Below are 17,606 nucleotides of genomic sequence, written 5' to 3' on the forward strand. Positions count from 1 at the left end.
GTTGGAGATTTGTCGACACCCAGCGGGTGAATTCCCCCTCTGATGCGTAGGTTGGCGTCCGAGCCGCGTAGCTTGGGCGCCAACACGCGTCTGTAGGAGCAGCCTTGGCACGGAAGATCGGCAGCCGGTACACCGCACACCAGATCCTGGGGCGCGGCAGTGCGGGCACGGTGTGGCTGGGTGAGGGACCCGAGGGTCCGGTCGCCATCAAACTGCTGCGCGAGGACCTCGCCGCCGACCAGGAACTGGTCGGCCGCTTCGTCCAGGAGCGCACCGCCCTGCTGAGCCTCGACCACGCGCGCGTGGTGGGCGTGCGCGACATGGTGGTCGACGGGAACGACCTGGCGCTCGTCATGGACCTCGTACGCGGCACGGACCTGCGCACGCGGCTCGACCGCGAGCGCAGGATGCCGCCCGAGGCCGCGGTCGCCGTCGCCGCGGACATCGCGGAGGGCCTCGCCGCCGCGCACGCCGCGGGCATCGTGCACCGCGACGTCAAGCCGGAGAACGTACTGCTCGACATGCAGGGCGAGCTCGGCCCCGGCGGCTCGCACCCCGCGCTGCTCACCGACTTCGGCATCGCCAAGCTGATCGACACCCCGCGCCGCACGCTCCCCCAGGGGCCTTCGGCCCAGAGCAGGCCCCACGCGTCGAGGGTCATCGGAACGCCGGACTACCTCGCCCCCGAGGTCATCGAGGGCCTGCCCGCGCGCGCGGCCGTCGACATCTACGCGCTCGCGACGGTCCTGTACGAACTCCTCGCCGGCTTCACGCCGTTCGGCGGCGGCCACCCCGGGGCGATCCTGCGCCGGCACGTCACGGAGACGGTGGTCCCGCTTCCTGGCATCCCCGACGAGCTGTGGCAGTTGCTCATCCAGTGCCTCGCCAAGGCCCCGGCCTCCCGCCTCAGGGCCTCCGAGCTGGCCACGCGCCTGCGCGAGATCCAGCCGATGCTCACGGGCCTGCCCCCGCTCGACGTGGACGAGCCGGAGACGGAGCCCGCCCCCGAGGAACCGGAGCCGCGGGCCGACGCGCCGCAGGATCCCCCGGAGCGGCCCCGCCGCGGCGCCGTCTCCCTGATCCCCGGCTCCGCGCCCAAGGACTCCAACCGCGACACCCATACGTCGATGAGGGTCCCGGCGCCCGACGAGCTGGCCGGCGGCGCCCGCGGCACGGCCCGCGCCCCCCGCGCCCACGGTTCGCCCCGGCCCGGCTCGGCCCGCAACCGGCACTCGCCGCCTCGACGGGCCCGCAGACGGATCACGCTCGGAGTGGCCGGGCTCGTCCTGGCGGCCGCGGTCGGTGGCGGCGTATGGGCGGCCACGTCATCGGGGTCCGACGAGGCACCCCCCGCGGACAGCAACAATTCCGCGCCCACTCAGCCGTAGAGCAGGCACTGGGGGCGGCCGACACCGATCACTTGCGCCACCCCTTACGCTTGTCCTGTGGCAGTCGTCGATGTATCCGAAGAGCTGAAGTCCCTCTCCTCGACCATGGAGTCGATCGAGGCCGTCCTGGACCTCGACAAGCTGAGGGCAGATATCGCCGTGCTCGAGGAGCAGGCGGCCGCGCCGTCCCTGTGGGACGACCCGGAGGCGGCGCAGAAGATCACCAGCAAGCTGAGCCACCTCCAGGCGGAGGTGCGCAAGGCCGAGGCGCTGCGCGGTCGTATCGACGACCTCTCGGTCCTCTTCGAGATGGCCGAGGAGGAGGACGACCCGGACACCCGTGCCGAGGCCGAGTCCGAGCTCACGGCCGTGAAGAAGGCGCTGGACGAGATGGAGGTCCGCACGCTGCTCTCCGGCGAGTACGACTCCCGCGAGGCGCTTGTGAACATCCGCGCGGAGGCCGGCGGTGTCGACGCCGCCGACTTCGCCGAGCAGCTCCAGCGCATGTACCTGCGCTATGCGGAGCGGCACGGGTACAAGACGGAGATCTACGAGACCTCGTACGCGGAAGAGGCCGGCATCAAGTCGACCACCTTCGCCGTCAAGGTCCCGTACGCGTACGGGACGCTCTCCGTCGAGCAGGGCACGCACCGCCTGGTGCGCATCTCGCCGTTCGACAACCAGGGCCGCCGCCAGACGTCCTTCGCGGGCGTCGAGGTGCTCCCCGTGGTTGAGCAGACCGACCACGTCGAGATCGACGAGTCGGACCTGCGCGTGGACGTCTACCGCTCCTCGGGCCCCGGCGGCCAGGGCGTGAACACGACGGACTCCGCGGTCCGCCTGACCCACATCCCCACCGGCATCGTGGTGTCCTGTCAGAACGAGCGCTCGCAGATCCAGAACAAGGCCACGGCCATGAACGTTCTGCAGGCCAAGCTCCTCGAGCGCCAGCGCCAGGAGGAGCGCGCCAAGATGGACGCGCTCAAGGGCGACGGCGGCAGCTCCTGGGGCAACCAGATGCGTTCGTACGTCCTGCACCCGTACCAGATGGTGAAGGACCTGCGGACCGAGTTCGAGGTCGGCAATCCGCAGGCCGTTCTCGATGGCGAGATCGACGGCTTCATCGAGGCCGGAATTCGCTGGCGCAAGCAGCAGGAGAAGTAACTCCGGGATTCAACGAATTAAAGGCAACTGCCGTTCGGTGAGCGGCAGTTGCCTTTTGTTTGTCCCGAACTCGCCTCCAATTGTGCGGTACTTGTGAAGACTGGCTCGGCATTTACGTCACAGTCACATGTCTGTATGGCGGTCAACTCGCCCAATTGTGGACATAGCGTGCGCAACGCCCTTGACGTTGATCTCGAAAGTGGAAAGGCTTGCGCGCGGCATGCGTATTAGTGGGACGCGTGTGAACGGGGGAGGGGTGAACGAGGCCTCTGTTGTCTCCGGTTGAACGCGGTCCCTGGCGCTGCTCCACTGACGATTGGCTACTGGGGGTAGCAGACTGATGACCAAGAAGACGCGGATCCGCGTTGCGCGGATAGCGGCCGGTGCGGTGATCGCGGCCGGTGCCTCGCTGACCGCCGCGGGTGCGGCATCCGCCGCCACCGTCGACGCGAAGAGCGGCGAGACCTGCGGCCCGCTCGGCCTTATTTGCTGGCCCACCAAGGGTGAGGACGAGGACCCGCCCGAGGACGAGGACCCGGGCAACGGCGTCGCCGGTGTGACCGAGGGCAACACCAACGGTGGCGTCGCCGGCGTGACCGAGGGCAACACCAACGGTGGCGTCGCGGGTGTCACCGAGGGCAACACCGGCGGCAACGGCAACGGCGGCGCCACGAACGGCGGCGACGACTCCACCGGTGGCAACGGCAACGGTGGCGGCCACGGTGGCGGCTCCAACGGTGGTGGCCACGGTGGCGGCTCCAACGGTGGTGGCCACGGAGGCGGCTCCAACGGTGGCGACCAGTCCACCGGTGGTTCCTCCACCGGCGGCTCCACGACCGGTGGCGACAGCTCCACGGGCGGCGGCTCCAGCACCGGTGGCTCGTCCACCGGCGGTGGCGACCAGACCACCCCCGACGGCAACAACAACCCCGTCGAGCAGGGTCAGGGCAAGGACAGCCTTCAGGACACCGGCTCCGCTCCCGCCGAGCAGACCGGCACGGGCTCCGGCAACGCCAAGGCCAGCGGCGAGCTCGCCGAGACCGGTTCCTCCGGCACCACGTTCCTGGTGATCGGGGCGGCCACGATGATCGCGGGCGGTGTCGGCTTCCGACTCCTGCCGCGCCTCGCGAACAACCGCGGCGGCGCCGCCGCGTAGCACTGCGCACACGCGAAGGGCCCGGAGCCGATCGGCTCCGGGCCCTTTCGCATGTCTGTGTGCGGCGGCTACACCGTCTGATGCGCGAGGAGCGCCACCGCTGCCACGAGCACCGCCACCAGGGCGATGAGGGCCATGGGGCTGAGCGCGGCCAGCGGGTTCTGCTGGAGCCGCTCGCGATTCGCCCGGCACACCGGGCAGCGGCCCTCACTCACAGGGGCCGCGCAGTTCGCGCACACCAATCGGTCGTAGGTCATGCGCTTCTCCTCCTCCCGCGCGGCGGAGCTTGCCACCGGGCACCCCTGGGTTCTCTCCGCTCAACGCTCCGGGAAACGCAACCGTTCCCCCTACCACTGTGCCAGCTTCCCGGAATTTCGGCGCGTCCCCCTGGAAGTACCGTCCCTGACCAGGTACGGGGCGGACAATTCCGGCGCCGTATGCGCCATCACAGCGGGACAAAACGCTCAACGGGGGACGGCGCCTGCGCTCCGCGCGCGGGTTCGCGTATGGTCACGCACACCTACCTCCGACGCCCCCCGATGCACCGAGGCGCACCCGTGATCCGATTCGACAACGTCTCCAAGGTCTATCCCAAGCAGACCCGGCCCGCCCTCAGGGATGTCTCCCTGGAGGTCGAGCGTGGCGAGTTCGTCTTCCTGGTCGGCTCGTCCGGCTCCGGCAAGTCGACGTTCCTGCGCCTCGTGCTGCGCGAGGAGCGCGCCAGCCACGGCCAGGTGCACGTCCTTGGCAAGGACCTCGGCCGCGTATCCAACTGGAAGGTCCCGCAGATCCGCCGCCAGCTCGGCACGGTCTTCCAGGACTTCCGGCTCCTGCCCAACAAGACGGTCGGCGAGAACGTCGCCTTCGCCCAGGAAGTCATCGGCAAGTCCCGCGGCGAGATCCGCAAGTCCGTGCCGCAGGTCCTCGACCTCGTCGGCCTCGGCGGCAAGGACGACCGCATGCCCGGCGAGCTCTCCGGTGGTGAGCAGCAGCGCGTCGCCATCGCACGTGCCTTCGTCAACCGGCCCAAGCTGCTGATCGCGGACGAGCCGACCGGAAACCTCGACCCGCAGACCTCGGTCGGCATCATGAAGCTGCTCGACCGGATCAACCGGACGGGCACCACCGTGATCATGGCCACCCACGACCAGAACATCGTGGACCAGATGCGCAAGCGCGTCATCGAGCTGGAGCACGGCCGCCTCGTGCGTGACCAGTCGCGCGGTGTCTACGGCTACCAGCACTGAGAACCGCAGAACCGCGAGAAGTACCGAGAAAAGAAAGCTGCGAAAGGCGTTAGTGACGCTATGCGTGCCCAATTCGTTCTGTCGGAGATCGGCGTAGGTCTCCGTCGTAACCTCACGATGACCTTCGCCGTGATCATCTCGGTTGCCCTCTCGCTCGCCCTGTTCGGCGGCTCGCTGCTCATGAGCGACCAGGTCAACCAGATGAAGGGCTACTGGTACGACAAGGTCAACGTCTCGATCTTCCTGTGCAACAAGGGGGACGCCGACTCGGACCCGAACTGCGCCAAGGGGCCGGTCACGACCGAGCAGAAGAAGGAGATCCTCAGCGACCTCAACAAGCTGCCCGTCGTCCAGTCCGTGGCGCACGAGTCGCAGGACCAGGCGTACAAGCACTACAAGGAGCAGTTCGGCGACTCCCCGCTGGCCAGCTCGCTGACGCCCGACCAGCTCCAGGAGTCGTACCGGATCAAGCTCAAGAACCCGGAGAAGTACAACGTCATCGCGACCGCGTTCAACGGGCGGCCCGGTGTGCAGTCCGTGCAGGACCAGAAGGGCGTGCTCGACAACCTCTTCCGGCTGCTCGGCTACCTGAACTACGCGGCGGGCGCGGTGATGGTGGTGATGCTCGTCGTCGCGCTGCTGCTGATCGTGAACACCGTCCGGGTGTCCGCGTTCAGCCGCCGGCGCGAGACCGGGATCATGCGGCTCGTCGGCGCGTCCGGCTTCTACATCCAGGCGCCGTTCATCATGGAGGCCGCGGTCGCCGGGCTCATCGGCGGCGGCATCGCCTGTGTGTTCCTCGCCGCCGGCCAGTACTTCGTGATCGACAACGGAGTGGCCCTCTCCGACAAGCTGCAGCTCATCAACTTCATCGGCTGGGACTCAGTGTTGACGAAGCTGCCGCTGATCCTCGCCGTGAGCGTGCTGATGCCGGCGCTTGCCGCGTTCGTCGCGTTGCGCAAGTACCTGAAGGTGTGACGAGAGTCCTTCGCGCCACGGGGCGCCGTGCGGGTCAACGGCCCGTACGGCGCCCCTGGTTGTCCTAGACTCACCGACATGTCAGGTCCGGAGCTGTACTCCAGGCCCCGTCGCATCGGCCACGGGGCGACCCTGACATTGATCTTCATGACGGTCCTCGCGGCGGGCGCCGCGTCCGGCTCGTGGCCGGGGGAGCACCGCAAACCCACGGAGAGCACGGACAGTTCGCTCGTCGCCGCGCACCAGAAGCCGATGGCGGGCCCGACCGATCCGAGAGACGCGGCGGCCGAGGCGATGGCCGACGGGAAATCGCCCAAGAAGGCCGCCCAGGACGCCGTCAGCCGCAGCGGCGACCGCTGGGGCTCCGTCTACTCGCAGGGCGAGTACGAGGAGTTCGAGCAGTCCCTCGACGGCGAGTACACCGGCATCGGCCTGCGGGCCCGCCGCACCGCCGACGGGTGGGTGCAGGTCTCCAAGGTCCGGCAGGGGTCCCCCGCGCAGCGCGCCGGCATCCGCGAGGGCGACCGGATCGCCGCGGTCGACGGCGAGCCGGTCACCGGTCACCCCGTCACCGAGGTCCTCGCGCTCCTGCGGGGCAAGCACGCGGGCACGCCCGTCCACGTAGGCCTGCAGCGCGGCACGCGCGCGTGGAGCGAGACCCTGCGCCGCGCCAACCTGTCGACCGACTCCGTCACCTCGGCCCGGCTGCCCGACGGCGCGACGCTCGTGAAGGTGACCGCCTTCACCAAGGGCGTCGGCGACAAGGTGCGCACGGCGGTCGGCGCGGCTTCCCCGCGCGCGGGCATCGTGCTCGACCTGAGGGGCAACTCCGGCGGCCTGGTCGCGGAAGCGGTCAGGGCGTCCTCCGCGTTCCTCGACGGCGGGCTCGTGGCGACGTACGACGTGCGCGGCGCGCAGCGGGCCCTGCACGCACAGCGAGGCGCCGACACGTCCAGACCGGTGGTCGTGCTCGTCGACAGCGGGACGATGAGCGCGGCCGAGCTGCTCACCGGCGCCCTTCAGGACCGCGGCCGCGCGGTCGTCGTGGGCTCCAGGACCTTCGGCAAGGGCTCGGTCCAGATGCCGAGCCAACTGCCCGACGGCTCCGTGGCGGAGCTCACCGTCGGGCACTACCGCACCCCCTCGGGCCGCGCGGTCGACGGCCGTGGCATCACCCCCGACCTCGAGGCCGGGACGGACACCCTGCGGCGGGCGGAGACAGTATTGACTGGCCTCGGGGCCCCCTCGTAGTGCGAAAATGGCCAGCACTATGGCCAAGGCAATGTATGTACCGAAGGAGTCCCAGCCCAAGCAGGGCAAGGGGGCGTCGTCCGAGAAGAAGGACGGCAAGCGCAAGATGGTCGCGCAGAACAAGAAGGCGCGCCACGACTACCTGATCATGGACACCTACGAGGCCGGCATCGTGCTGACCGGCACCGAGGTCAAGTCGCTGCGGCAGGGCCGCACCTCGCTCGCCGACGCCTTCGTCCAGATCGACCGGGGCGAGGCGTGGCTGCACAACGCCCACATCCCCGAGTACAACCAGGGCACCTGGACGAACCACGCGGTGCGCCGCAAGCGCAAGCTGCTGCTGCACCGCGAGGAGATCGACAAGCTGGAGTCGAAGTCCGAGGAGACCGGTCACACGATCGTGACCCTGGCGATCTACTTCAAGGACGGCCGGGCGAAGGCCGAGATCGCGCTCGCCAAGGGCAAGAAGGAGTACGACAAGCGGCAGACGCTGCGCGAGAAGCAGGACCGGCGGGACTCGGACCGGGCGATCGCTGCGGCGAAGCGGCGGCAGCGCAACAACGAGCGGATGGGCTGACGCCCGTCGCCCGTCGACCCTGAGGAATACGCTGGCATCGACGTGCGTTGGTCACGTACGATGGCACTGTTCCTCACCGCAGGGACGCCGGACCGCAAGGTCCACCTTTGAAAAAACAACATGGGGATGATCGGTTTCGACAGCGGATGTCGAAGCAGGGGAAGCGTGTCGAGGAAGCGGCAATGATCTCGTTAACCATATGTCGCAACCAATAATCGCCAATTCTAAGAGCGATTCCCAGTCCTTCGCCCTCGCTGCCTAATAAGCAGTGAGTGAGGGACCCTAAAGGGTGTCAGCCCGGGAGTGTTCCCGGCCCGGATCCTGGCATAATCTAGGGAACTAAACTTTTCCGTCCGGTCACGGGGCGGAAAAGGAAATCAAACAGTGACTGGGCCCGTCGGCGACTTGTTCGCGTGATCACCGGGGCCGAGAAAATCGCAGCGAACTGCACACGGAGAAGCCCTGCTGCTGCACCGTTGGACGCGGGTTCGATTCCCGCCATCTCCACCACCACCGCATCCCATGCGATTCAGGCCCGGCTGTTCACACAGCCGGGCCTTTGTCGTGTTCGGGGCCCGCGGTCTGTCCAAGGGAGGAGAGATCCGGGATGCTCCTGTGGCATGAGTAGACGTGAGGGATCAACTCGTAGATGGGCCTGGCCCGTTGTCCTCGTCGTGGCCGCCGCCGGACTGTCCTGGGGAGCGCCCGCCGGTGCCGATTCCACCCCCAGCGGGCTGCCGGAGGCCATCGACACGATTCTCGGGGACGCGCGGATGGAGGGCGGCGCGGCGAGTGTCGTCGTGGCCGACGCGAAGACCGGGGAGACCCTGTACCAGCACAATCCGACCGGGCGGCTGATGCCCGCCTCCAACACGAAGCTGGCCACGTCCACCGCCGCGATGGGAATCCTCGGCCCCGACTACCGGTTCGGCACGGACGTGCTCGCCGGCGGACGGGTGCGGGGCGGGGTGCTCGACGGGGACCTGTATCTGCGCGGTACCGGGGACCCGACCACCCTCGCCGCCGACTACGACAAGCTCGCCGCCGACGTCGCCGCGGCCGGAGTGAAGCGGGTGAGCGGGCGGCTCGTCGCGGACGACACCCGGTTCGACGACCACCGGATCGGCGACACCTGGGGCGGCGACGACGAGTCCTCGTACTACGCCGCGCAAATCTCGGCCCTCAGCGTCGCCCCGGACACCGACTACGACACCGGGACCGTCATCGTCGAGGTGAAGCCCGGCGCGAAGGCCGGGGACAGGCCCGCCGTCAGCGTCACGCCGAAGAACGACTACGTGCACATCGACCTCAAGGCGTCCACCGTCGGCGCCGGGGGAGACGACACCGTCGCCGTCGAGCGGAAGCACGGGACCAACACCGTCACCGTGAGCGGCACCGTGCCGGTGGGCGGGGACACCACCAAGGAGTGGGTGACCGTGTGGGAGCCGACCGGGTACGCGGCCGCCGTGTTCCGGGACGCGCTCGCCGCGCACGGGGTGAAGGTCGGCGGTTCCACCAAGCTGGGGCAGGCCACGCCCAAGGACGCGAAGCGGATCGCCGCGCACGACTCGATGCCGCTGAAGGACCTGCTGATCCCGTTCATGAAGCTCTCCAACAACATGCACGCCGAGTCCCTCACCAAGGCCATGGGGTACAAGGAGACCGGAAGGCCCGGGAGTTGGGGTGACGGCATCGACGCCATCGCCGGCTATCTGAAGGGCGCCGGGGTCGACGCCACCAAGGTGCGGCAGGTCGACGGGTCCGGGCTGTCGCGCAAGGACAACTTCGCCGCCCGGCAGCTCGCCGACCTCCTTCTCTCCGTACAGGACGAGCCCTGGTACGCGGACTGGTACAAGTCGCTGCCGGTGGCCTGTGACCCGGACCGGTTCGTCGGCGGGACGCTGCGGAGCCGGATGTGCGACACGCCCGCCGCCCTCAACGCCCGTGGAAAGACCGGGTCGTTGACGGGTGCGTCCGCGCTCTCGGGCTACGTGAAGGACGCGGACGGGCGGCTGCTCGTCTACAGCGTCGTCCAGAACAACTACCTCGTCGACTCCGTGAAACCGCTGGAGGACGCCGTCGTCGTGACGCTCGCGAAGTCGACGTCCAAGGAGGCGACGGCCGTCGTGCCGAAGTCCACGCGCGCCGTCCCGGCAGCCGAGCGGGACGGCGACCTGGAGTGCTCGTGGCGCAAGCCGGCCACCTGCTGAGTCACCGGCGGGCCGCGCGTACGTAGGCGAACAGCGCGAGAAGCAGCGCGCATGCCGCGGCCGTGACCGGCACCGTGTACGCCGCGGTGGGGCCAAAGTGCTCCACCGTGGCGCCGCCCGACGCGGAGCCGCAGGCGATGCCCGTGAGGATGCCGGTCACGGCGAGCGTCATGCCCTCGTTCAACTGGCCCGAGGGCGTGCGCTGTTGGACCAGGGTCATGCCCGTCACCATCGTCGGCGCCGTGGCCATGCCCGCGACCAGGAGCGCGCCCCCGAGCACGTACAGGGAGCCCGTGAGCCAGGCGGCGAGCAGCGGCAGCGTCATCAGGGCCGCCATCGCCGCCACGCAGAGCGGATGGCGACGGGCCGCCGGGCCCGCCGGTTTCCACGCGCCGTAGAGCAGACCCGCCGCGCAGGAACCTCCTGCCTGGAGAGCCAGGATGCCGCCCGCCCACACCTTGTGGCCCTGCGCGTCGGCGAAGGCGACCGTGACGACCTCGAGGGAGCCGAAGATCGCGCCCGTGGCGAGGAAGGCGAGCAGCAGAGGCGGCATGCCACGCGCGCGTAGCGGCGTTCTCGTCGCCTTCGTACGCGCGTGGGGAGGCGGTTCCGTCGCGCGTTGCGCGGCGAAGATCAGCACGCCGGTCACCATGAGTACGGCGCCGACCAGGGTGCCCGCCTCCGGGAACAGCGAGCCGCACAGGAAGGCGGCCGCCACGGGGCCGAGCATGTAGCAGAGCTCGTCCGCCGCCTGCTCGAAGGAGTTCGCCGTGTGCAGGGCCTCCGGGGTCTCCTTCAGCAGGTGCGCCCAGCGGGCCCGGGACATGCCGCCCGTGTTGGGCGTCGCCGCGGACGCCAAGTAGGCGGCGAACAGCGTCCAGTTGGGCGCCCCGAAGTGCACGGACAGGAGCAGGGCGAGCGAGCCACAGGCCGAGATGACGGTCGCCGGGACCGCGACCCGCGCCTGCCCGTGGCGGTCCACGAGGCGCGCCGTCCACGGACCGACGAGCGCGTTGGCGACCAGACCGGTGGCGGTGACGGCGCCCGCGAGCGCGTACGAGTCGCGGGACCCGGAGATCATGATCACTGCGCTGATGCTGAACATGCCCTGCGGGAAGCGGGCGATGAGGTTGCCGAGCGTGAAGGCGCGTGCGCCGGGGAGGGTGAACAGGCGGGTGTAGGACGTGGTGGCAGTGGACATGCCGAGAGCGTCGCCCCAGGTCACGTACGCGGTCCAACACTTACTCGGTGCCGATTCACGCGCCTGCGTTGTAAGTTCGCCCGATGGCCCCAGTGAATGTCGAACCCCGCCTGCTGCGCGCCTTCCTCGCCGTCGCCGACGAGCTGCACTTCACGCGCGCCGCCGCCCGCCTCTACGTCGCCCAGCAGGCGCTCAGCCGCGATATCCGGCGCCTGGAACGGGAGTTGGGCGTCGACCTCTTCGGCCGCACCACCCGGCAGGTGACGCTCACCGCGGACGGCGCCCGGCTGCTGCCGCACGCGCGGCGCGTGATCGCCGCGCAGGACGAGCTGCTCGCGGCCTTCACCGGGCCCGCCGCCACCGACCGGCCCCTGCTCGTCGATGTCAACAGCCCCGGTCTCGCGCACGAGCGGGTGCTCGCGCGGGCCCGCGAACTCGCCCCGGACCACGAGCTGATGGCCCGCTACGAGAGCGGTCTGACCGGCGCCGCGGCCGAACTCCTCGCGGGGCGGCTCGACGTGTCCTTCGGCCGGTTCGCCGGACTCGACCCGGCCGTGCGCGCCCGGCTCTCCCAACAGCCCGTGCGCTACGAGCCGATGGCGATCATGCTGCCCGACGACCATCCGCTGGTGGCGCTCGACTCCGTGCCCCTGGGCCGGCTCGCCGGGGAGACGGTCTACGCGGGCGCCGGCAACCCTCGCACGCCCGAATGGACCGAACTCGCCCGGCTGTTGTTCGAGGGCCGGGGCATCCGCGTCGCGCCGCCCGCGCCGCTCGCCGTCGGCAAGGAGGAGTTCCGCCGGATCATGGACAAGTACCGGAATCCGGTGCTCACCGGGGTGGATTTTCCGGCCATGCCGGGTTCGGTGCTGCGTCCGCTGGTCGACCCGGTGCCCCTGTCGCCTGTGTCACTCGTGTGGCGAAAGGGGCGTAAACACCCTGGAATCACGGCACTTCGGGCCGCCGCGGACGCCCTCGCGGCGGAGGAAGGTTGGCTTGAAAGGCCCCCGGAGGCATGGATTCCAGCCGCAGATGTGCAGATTATGTTGAGTCGTGAATGAGGTGTGTGCGTGAGTGTCACTGGTGTGCGCTACATTCTGGACTTGGGTGCGGTGTGATAGTGGGGGCGCTCGGATCGGGTGGGGGCCCGGTTCGGTCGGCGAAGGCCCGCGTCACCCGCGCACCCGTGAACGTGTCCTTGGGGGGATGTGCGTACGGTGGAGAACTCGCGATCAGACGGCCATTCAGGGCCGAGTCATGACCCGCACGAGGTGACGGTCCAACTCGACGTCTCCGGGCGCCAGTTGGGCGGCCCGGTCGGCGCGAGACCGTCCGGGGTGGCGGGCGGTGAAGGCGACGGGGCGGGCGCCGACGACAAGGAACTCCCCGTCTTCGTCGACGACTCGGGGCGGCGCGGCCGCAACTTCCGTCGTTTCGGCGTGGCCGCGGGCCTGGCCATCGCGGTCTACGCGGTCGTCATCGTGGTCACCGTCTTCTCCGGGAACTCCGACGCGCCGTGGCTGCCGCTGCCCGCCGAGGGCAAGGACTCGGGCAAGGTGGGCACCAGGTCCTCCGAGCCCACCCCGGCGCTCTCGTCGCCCGGATCGGCGGGCGCCACCCCGGGGCCCAGCGCCTCCGGCAGCGCCGTTCCGAGCGCCTCCGCGGCGCCCGGCGCGAGCGCGTCGCGGTCCGCCGGATCCAGCACGTCCGGGAAGCCGTCCACGGCGACCTCGCCGACCGCGAAGCCCACGGGTGGCAAGACCTCGCCGACCGTGCGGCCCACCAAGCCGGCCGACAGCGACGAGCCGACGACGGGCCCGACCGTAGGAGACTCCGCCGACCCGTCGACGGACCCCGGCGAGCAGCCGAGCGGCCCGGCGGACGGAACCGGGGCCGGGGCCGACGGCACGGGAACCCTCGCCGAAGGCGGCCTCGTCCACCTGCTCGTAGCGCCCCTGGTGGCGTCCCTTGTCCCGCCCCTGGAAAGCAGCGTCCTGTAGATGTCCGACCGCTCACGCCACAAGCAGGCCCGGTCCCGCAGGCGCCGCCTCCCGCTGCGCTATCTGCTGCCCTCGCTGCTCCTCGTCGCCATGATCGCGATGCTGATGCTGCGCGGCTACGTGCACAGCGAGATCCTCGCCGACCACCGCGTCCAGCCGGAAGCGGCCATCGACAAGGTGCCGCACCGCATCCTCGGCGGCGGACCCGTCATCGACGCGCGCGGCACCCACGTCGACACGACGCGAATACCGCACCAGAAGCTCGTCCTCACCTTCGACGACGGCCCCGACCCGGAGTGGACGCCGCAGGTCCTCGACGTGCTGAAGGAGCACCACGCGCACGCGGTGTTCTTCGTCACCGGGACGATGGCCTCGCGCTACCCGGCCCTCGTCCAGCGCATGGTCGACGAGGGGCACGAGGTGGGCCTGCACACCTTCAACCACCCGGATCTCTCCTACCAGTCCAAGAACCGCATCGACTGGGAGCTGTCCCAGAACCAGCTGGCCATCGAGGGCGCGGCCGGCGTGCGCACCTCGCTCTTCCGGCCCCCGTACTCGTCGTTCTCCGACGCCTTCGACAACAAGTCGTGGCCGGTCACCAAGTACATCGGCTCGCGCGGCTACATCACGGTCGTCAACAACACGGACAGCGAGGACTGGAAGCGCCCCGGCGTCGACGAGATCATCCGCCGCGCCACGCCCAAGGACGGCAAGGGCGCGGTCGTCCTCATGCACGACTCCGGTGGCAACCGCTCGCAGACCGTCGCCGCACTCGACCGCTTCCTGCCCCAACTCCAGGGCGAGGGCTACAAGTTCGCGAACCTGACCGAGGCCCTCGGCATGCCCAGCGCGCACACGCCGGTCAGCGGCCTGGAGCTGTGGAAGGGCAAGGCGTGGGTCTACGCGGTGCAGGCGGCGGACGACATCACGGGCGTCCTCGTCGTCGGCCTCGCCGTCATCGGCGTCCTCGTCATGTCCCGCTTCGGCCTGATGCTGATCCTGTCCGCGGTGCACGCGCGCAGGGTGCGCCGCAAGGGCTTCGCCTGGGGGCGGCCGGTCACGGAGCCGGTCTCCGTCCTCGTACCGGCCTTCAACGAGGCCAAGTGCATTGAGAACACGGTGCGTTCGCTGACGCTGAGCGAGCAGCCGATCGAGGTCATCGTGATCGACGACGGCTCGACGGACGGCACGGCGCGCATCGTGGAGAACATGCGGCTGCCGGGCGTCCGCGTCATCCGCCAGCACAACGCGGGCAAGCCCGCGGCCCTCAACAGGGGCCTGGCCAACGCCCGGTTCGACCTCGTCGTGATGATGGACGGCGACACCGTCTTCGAACCGGCCACCGTGCGCGAGCTGGTCCAGCCGTTCGGCGACCCGAGTGTCGGCGCCGTCGCGGGCAACGCGAAGGTGGGCAACCGGGACTCGCTGATCGGCGCGTGGCAGCACATCGAGTACGTGATGGGCTTCAACCTCGACCGCCGCATGTACGACATCCTGCGCTGCATGCCGACGATCCCCGGCGCGGTCGGTGCCTTTCGGCGCAGCGCCCTGGAGCGCGTCGGCGGGATGAGCGACGACACGCTCGCCGAGGACACCGACGTCACGATGGCTCTGCACCGCGACGGCTGGCGCGTCGTCTACGCCGAGAAGGCGCGCGCCTGGACCGAGGCCCCGGAGACCGTCCAGCAGCTGTGGTCGCAGCGCTACCGCTGGTCGTACGGCACGATGCAGGCCATCTGGAAGCACCGCAGGGCGCTGGTCGACCGCGGCCCCTCGGGCCGCTTCGGCCGGGTCGGCCTCCCGCTGGTCTCGCTCTTCATGGTCCTGGCGCCGCTCCTCGCCCCGCTCATCGACATCTTCCTCATCTACGGGCTCGTGTTCGGCCTCACGGAGAAGACGGTCGGCGCGTGGTTCGGCGTGCTCGCGATCCAGGCGGTCTGCGCGGCGTACGCCTTCCGACTCGACAGGGAGCGCATGACGCACCTGATATCCCTTCCGCTCCAGCAACTCCTGTACCGGCAGCTGATGTACGTCGTGCTGCTCCAGTCCTGGATCACCGCGCTCACCGGCGGCCGGCTGCGCTGGCAGAAGCTGCGCCGCACCGGCGTGGTGGGCGCGGGCCCCGGCGGCCGGGTGCCGCCCCAACGGACGAGCTCCGTCTCGGGTGACGAGCGGAGGCCGGTCGCATGACGTACCCGACGTACGGCGGTAACGACAACGGCGTCAACAGGCCGACGCAGCGCGTCAATTGGCCCGGCGCCGACGCTCCCGCGACCGCGCGGATTGCCGCGGTGCCCGAACAGGGCGACCCCACGCGCGCGTTGCCCACGCAGCCGGCCGCGGCGGAGCCGCCCGCGCCCAAGAAGCCCGGCCGGGACCGCTACCTCGACCTGCTGCGGTCCATCGCGCTCGTCCGGGTCGTCGCCTACCACCTGTTCGGCTGGGTCTGGCTCTCGGTCCTCTTCCCGTCCATGGGCGTGATGTTCGCGCTCGCCGGATCGCTGATGGCGCGCTCCCTGAGCAGGCCCGCGCTGAGCGTCGTACGAGGGCGGCTGCGGCGACTGCTCCCGCCGATGTGGGTGTTCAGCGCGCTGGTGCTGCCGCTGCTCTTCATGGGCGGCTGGAACCCGGGCAACGACTCGGACACCGGCGGCGGCACCTGGGGCTGGCTCGACCTCGTCGACTACGTCATCCCGTTCGCGGCCCCCTCCTACCCGTGGGAGATCTCCAACCCGCCCGGCTTCCTGGAGACCACATGGGCCGAGCAGGGCATCGGTCCGCTCTGGTACCTGCGCGCCTACCTGTGGTTCGTGCTCCTGTCGCCGCTGCTGCTCAAGGCGTTCCGCAAGCTGCCGTGGGCGACGCTGCTCGCCCCGCTCGCCCTCACGGCCGTGATCGGCACGGGCCTGGTGGAGATCCCCGGCCGCACCGGCGAGGCCGTCACCGACTTCGCCGTGTACGGCAGTTGCTGGGTCCTCGGCTTCGCGCACCAGGAGGGCGTGCTGCAAAAGGTGCCGCGCTACGCCGCGGTGTCCTGCGCCGCGCTGCTCATGGGCTTCGGCCTGTGGTGGGCCTCGGGCCACCTCTCCGATGAGGGCTGGGACCTGAACGAGATCCCGCTCGCGCAGGCGGCCTGGTCCCTCGGGTTCGTCGTCATCCTGCTCCAGTACGCGCCGTCCTGGCAGCAGTTGCCGGGCCGGCTCGCGCGCTGGGACCGCTTGGTGACGCTGGCCAACAACAGGGCCGTCACGATCTATCTGTGGCACAACCTGCTCATCATGGCCACGTTCCCGCTGATCGACCTGCTGTACCAACTGCCGTTCATGGACGACCGGATGAGCTCCGCGCTGGACTCGACGTACATGCTCTGGGCCTTCGTCCTCGTCTGGCCGCTCATCGGCCTCGCGATCGTCGCCACCGGCTGGGTCGAGGACCTGGCCGCGAAGCGCAGACCACGCCTGTGGCCGGACGGGGCGCGGAGGGGCCGGAAGAAGGCGCGGCACTCCTGACGGGCCACTGGGCCGGGCCACCGGGTCACGATGTGATGGCGGTGTGGAGGTTCGGTACCCGCGTGATGGAGGGGCTCGATAGCGTTGTCCGGCAGTGCTCGTGACGGATGAGCGTCGGCGGGGCGACCTAGGCGAGGGTGTGGCGTGCAGGCGACGGTGGACGGGTTCGGTTATGGGGCGGTGACCCCGGTGGCGGCGTTCTTAGTGGCGAGTCTGGGAGGCGGGATCGGGCTGCGCTGCACCGTGCGGGCGCGGCAGATCCGCAAGGGACGCCCCAAGTGGCTGACGTACAGCGCGCTTTCGCTGGGCGTCGGCATCTGGTCCATGCACTTCATCGCGATGATGGGCTTCCAGGTCCAGGGCACACACATCGACTACGACGCCCGGCTCACCTTCCTCAGCCTCGCCGTCGCGATCCTCGTGGTCGGCGTGGGGGTCTTCGCCGCCGGCTACGGCGGGCAGCGCACGCCGGTGCTGCTCGGCGCCGGTCTCTTCATGGGGCTCGGCGTCGCGGCCATGCACTACCTGGGCATGGCCGCCATGCAGTTCGCCGGGTCCCTCCACTACAGCGGGCCCGTCGTGGCCGCCTCGGTGGGCGTGGCCGTCGTCGCGGCCACCGCCGCCCTGTGGCTGATCATGAACGTACGCGGGTTCCTCGTCAGCGTCGGCGCCAGTCTGCTCATGGGTGTGGCCGTCTGCGCCATGCACTACCTGGGCATGGAGGCGCTCACCGTCGAGCTGATGGCGCCGTCCAGCGGCACGAGTTCCGCGGTGTTCACGGTCCTGGTCCCGTATCTCATCGGCCCGTTCCTCACCCTGTTCTTCGCCGGTGCCGTGCTGCTCTTCGACCCGCAAACGCTGGAGGGCGACGCGGCGGCTCGCTACTGAAGCTCTGCCCGAGCCTCACCAGCTGCCCACCCGCCGG

15 protein-coding genes and 1 other RNA gene are annotated in these 17,606 nt (G+C 69.9%); 14 read left to right on the forward strand and 2 right to left on the reverse strand.

What is annotated here, in order from left to right; all coding sequences use genetic code 11:
* The first annotated feature begins 104 nt into the window (after positions 1–104).
* The 3 genes from ACP4E5_RS27320 to ACP4E5_RS27330 all read left to right on the forward strand — a co-directional run bounded on the left by ACP4E5_RS27320 (position 105) and on the right by ACP4E5_RS27330 (position 3,708).
* Entirely contained in the window at positions 105–1,388 is a 1,284-nt protein-coding gene (locus ACP4E5_RS27320; RefSeq protein WP_425833115.1) for a serine/threonine-protein kinase, read from the forward strand.
* A 57-nt stretch (positions 1,389–1,445) separates the two neighbouring features.
* A complete protein-coding gene (gene prfB, locus ACP4E5_RS27325; RefSeq protein WP_425833117.1) occupies positions 1,446–2,552 on the forward strand; it encodes a peptide chain release factor 2 in 1,107 nt (368 codons plus the stop codon).
* Positions 2,553–2,892: 340 nt separating this feature from the next.
* Positions 2,893–3,708: a hypothetical protein gene (locus ACP4E5_RS27330; protein ID WP_425833119.1), complete on the forward strand. Its 816-nt coding sequence runs from the start codon at positions 2,893–2,895 to the stop codon at positions 3,706–3,708.
* Between the two features lie 68 nt (positions 3,709–3,776).
* Here the strand turns inward: ACP4E5_RS27330 and ACP4E5_RS27335 are convergent, their stop codons facing one another.
* The gene (locus ACP4E5_RS27335) at positions 3,777–3,965 is read right to left on the reverse strand and encodes a hypothetical protein (protein ID WP_425833121.1); all 189 of its coding nucleotides are present in this window, start codon (positions 3,963–3,965) and stop codon (positions 3,777–3,779) included.
* Between the two features lie 300 nt (positions 3,966–4,265).
* On the opposite strand from ACP4E5_RS27335, the gene ftsE reads away from it, so the two are divergent.
* The 6 genes from ftsE (at position 4,266) to dacB (ending at position 9,971) form a co-directional block, all read left to right on the forward strand.
* On the forward strand, positions 4,266–4,955 hold the full coding sequence (ftsE, locus tag ACP4E5_RS27340) for a cell division ATP-binding protein FtsE (protein ID WP_266710884.1): 690 nt from the start codon (positions 4,266–4,268) through the stop codon (positions 4,953–4,955).
* A 60-nt stretch (positions 4,956–5,015) separates the two neighbouring features.
* The gene (gene ftsX / locus ACP4E5_RS27345; protein ID WP_425833123.1) at positions 5,016–5,933 is read left to right on the forward strand and encodes a permease-like cell division protein FtsX; all 918 of its coding nucleotides are present in this window, start codon (positions 5,016–5,018) and stop codon (positions 5,931–5,933) included.
* Between the two features lie 78 nt (positions 5,934–6,011).
* The gene (locus ACP4E5_RS27350; RefSeq protein ID WP_425833125.1) at positions 6,012–7,184 is read left to right on the forward strand and encodes a S41 family peptidase; all 1,173 of its coding nucleotides are present in this window, start codon (positions 6,012–6,014) and stop codon (positions 7,182–7,184) included.
* Between the two features lie 31 nt (positions 7,185–7,215).
* Positions 7,216–7,761, forward strand: a complete 546-nt coding sequence (gene smpB, locus ACP4E5_RS27355) for an SsrA-binding protein SmpB (RefSeq protein ID WP_425841682.1) — start codon at positions 7,216–7,218, stop codon at positions 7,759–7,761.
* A gap of 122 nt (positions 7,762–7,883) precedes the next feature.
* Positions 7,884–8,271: a transfer-messenger RNA gene (gene ssrA, locus ACP4E5_RS27360) on the forward strand.
* Between the two features lie 110 nt (positions 8,272–8,381).
* A complete protein-coding gene (dacB, locus tag ACP4E5_RS27365) occupies positions 8,382–9,971 on the forward strand; it encodes a D-alanyl-D-alanine carboxypeptidase/D-alanyl-D-alanine endopeptidase (RefSeq protein WP_425833127.1) in 1,590 nt (529 codons plus the stop codon).
* A gap of 1 nt (position 9,972) precedes the next feature.
* Here dacB and ACP4E5_RS27370 read toward each other — a convergent pair whose 3' ends face one another.
* On the reverse strand, positions 9,973–11,172 hold the full coding sequence (locus ACP4E5_RS27370; RefSeq protein WP_425833129.1) for an MFS transporter: 1,200 nt from the start codon (positions 11,170–11,172) through the stop codon (positions 9,973–9,975).
* A gap of 83 nt (positions 11,173–11,255) precedes the next feature.
* Between ACP4E5_RS27370 and ACP4E5_RS27375 the strand changes: the two genes are divergently transcribed.
* The 5 genes from ACP4E5_RS27375 to ACP4E5_RS27395 all read left to right on the forward strand — a co-directional run bounded on the left by ACP4E5_RS27375 (position 11,256) and on the right by ACP4E5_RS27395 (position 17,569).
* Positions 11,256–12,233, forward strand: coding sequence for a LysR family transcriptional regulator (locus tag ACP4E5_RS27375; protein ID WP_425833131.1), 978 nt, complete (start codon positions 11,256–11,258; stop codon positions 12,231–12,233).
* A gap of 210 nt (positions 12,234–12,443) precedes the next feature.
* Entirely contained in the window at positions 12,444–13,172 is a 729-nt protein-coding gene (locus ACP4E5_RS27380) for a hypothetical protein (protein WP_425833133.1), read from the forward strand.
* Positions 13,173–15,362, forward strand: a complete 2,190-nt coding sequence (locus tag ACP4E5_RS27385; protein WP_425833135.1) for a bifunctional polysaccharide deacetylase/glycosyltransferase family 2 protein — start codon at positions 13,173–13,175, stop codon at positions 15,360–15,362.
* Positions 15,359–16,681 (forward strand): acyltransferase family protein, encoded by a 1,323-nt coding sequence (locus ACP4E5_RS27390; protein WP_425833137.1) that lies wholly within the window; start codon positions 15,359–15,361, stop codon positions 16,679–16,681. The genes ACP4E5_RS27385 and ACP4E5_RS27390 overlap by 4 nt, the downstream gene beginning before the upstream one ends.
* A gap of 144 nt (positions 16,682–16,825) precedes the next feature.
* Complete coding sequence (locus ACP4E5_RS27395) at positions 16,826–17,569, forward strand: MHYT domain-containing protein (protein ID WP_425833139.1); 744 nt, start codon at positions 16,826–16,828, stop codon at positions 17,567–17,569.
* Positions 17,570–17,606: the final 37 nt, after the last annotated feature.

It is taken from the genome of Streptomyces fractus (assembly GCF_049844455.1).
In the GTDB taxonomy this organism is placed as follows: Bacteria; Actinomycetota; Actinomycetes; order Streptomycetales; family Streptomycetaceae; genus Streptomyces; species Streptomyces fractus.

Excerpts from the sequence above, each read along its gene's own strand:
- ftsX (WP_425833123.1), top strand. The coding sequence starts at position 5,016 with ATGCGTGCCCAATTCGTTCTGTCGGAGATCGGCGTAGGTCTCCGTCGT.
- ACP4E5_RS27350 (WP_425833125.1), top strand. The coding sequence starts at position 6,012 with ATGTCAGGTCCGGAGCTGTACTCCAGGCCCCGTCGCATCGGCCACGGG.
- ACP4E5_RS27385 (WP_425833135.1), top strand. The coding sequence starts at position 13,173 with ATGTCCGACCGCTCACGCCACAAGCAGGCCCGGTCCCGCAGGCGCCGC.
- ACP4E5_RS27375 (WP_425833131.1), top strand. The coding sequence starts at position 11,256 with ATGGCCCCAGTGAATGTCGAACCCCGCCTGCTGCGCGCCTTCCTCGCC.
- ACP4E5_RS27330 (WP_425833119.1), top strand. The coding sequence starts at position 2,893 with ATGACCAAGAAGACGCGGATCCGCGTTGCGCGGATAGCGGCCGGTGCG.
- smpB (WP_425841682.1), top strand. The coding sequence starts at position 7,216 with ATGTATGTACCGAAGGAGTCCCAGCCCAAGCAGGGCAAGGGGGCGTCG.
- ACP4E5_RS27335 (WP_425833121.1), bottom strand. The coding sequence starts at position 3,965 with ATGACCTACGACCGATTGGTGTGCGCGAACTGCGCGGCCCCTGTGAGT.
- ACP4E5_RS27370 (WP_425833129.1), bottom strand. The coding sequence starts at position 11,172 with ATGTCCACTGCCACCACGTCCTACACCCGCCTGTTCACCCTCCCCGGC.
- ACP4E5_RS27390 (WP_425833137.1), top strand. The coding sequence starts at position 15,359 with ATGACGTACCCGACGTACGGCGGTAACGACAACGGCGTCAACAGGCCG.
- dacB (WP_425833127.1), top strand. The coding sequence starts at position 8,382 with ATGAGTAGACGTGAGGGATCAACTCGTAGATGGGCCTGGCCCGTTGTC.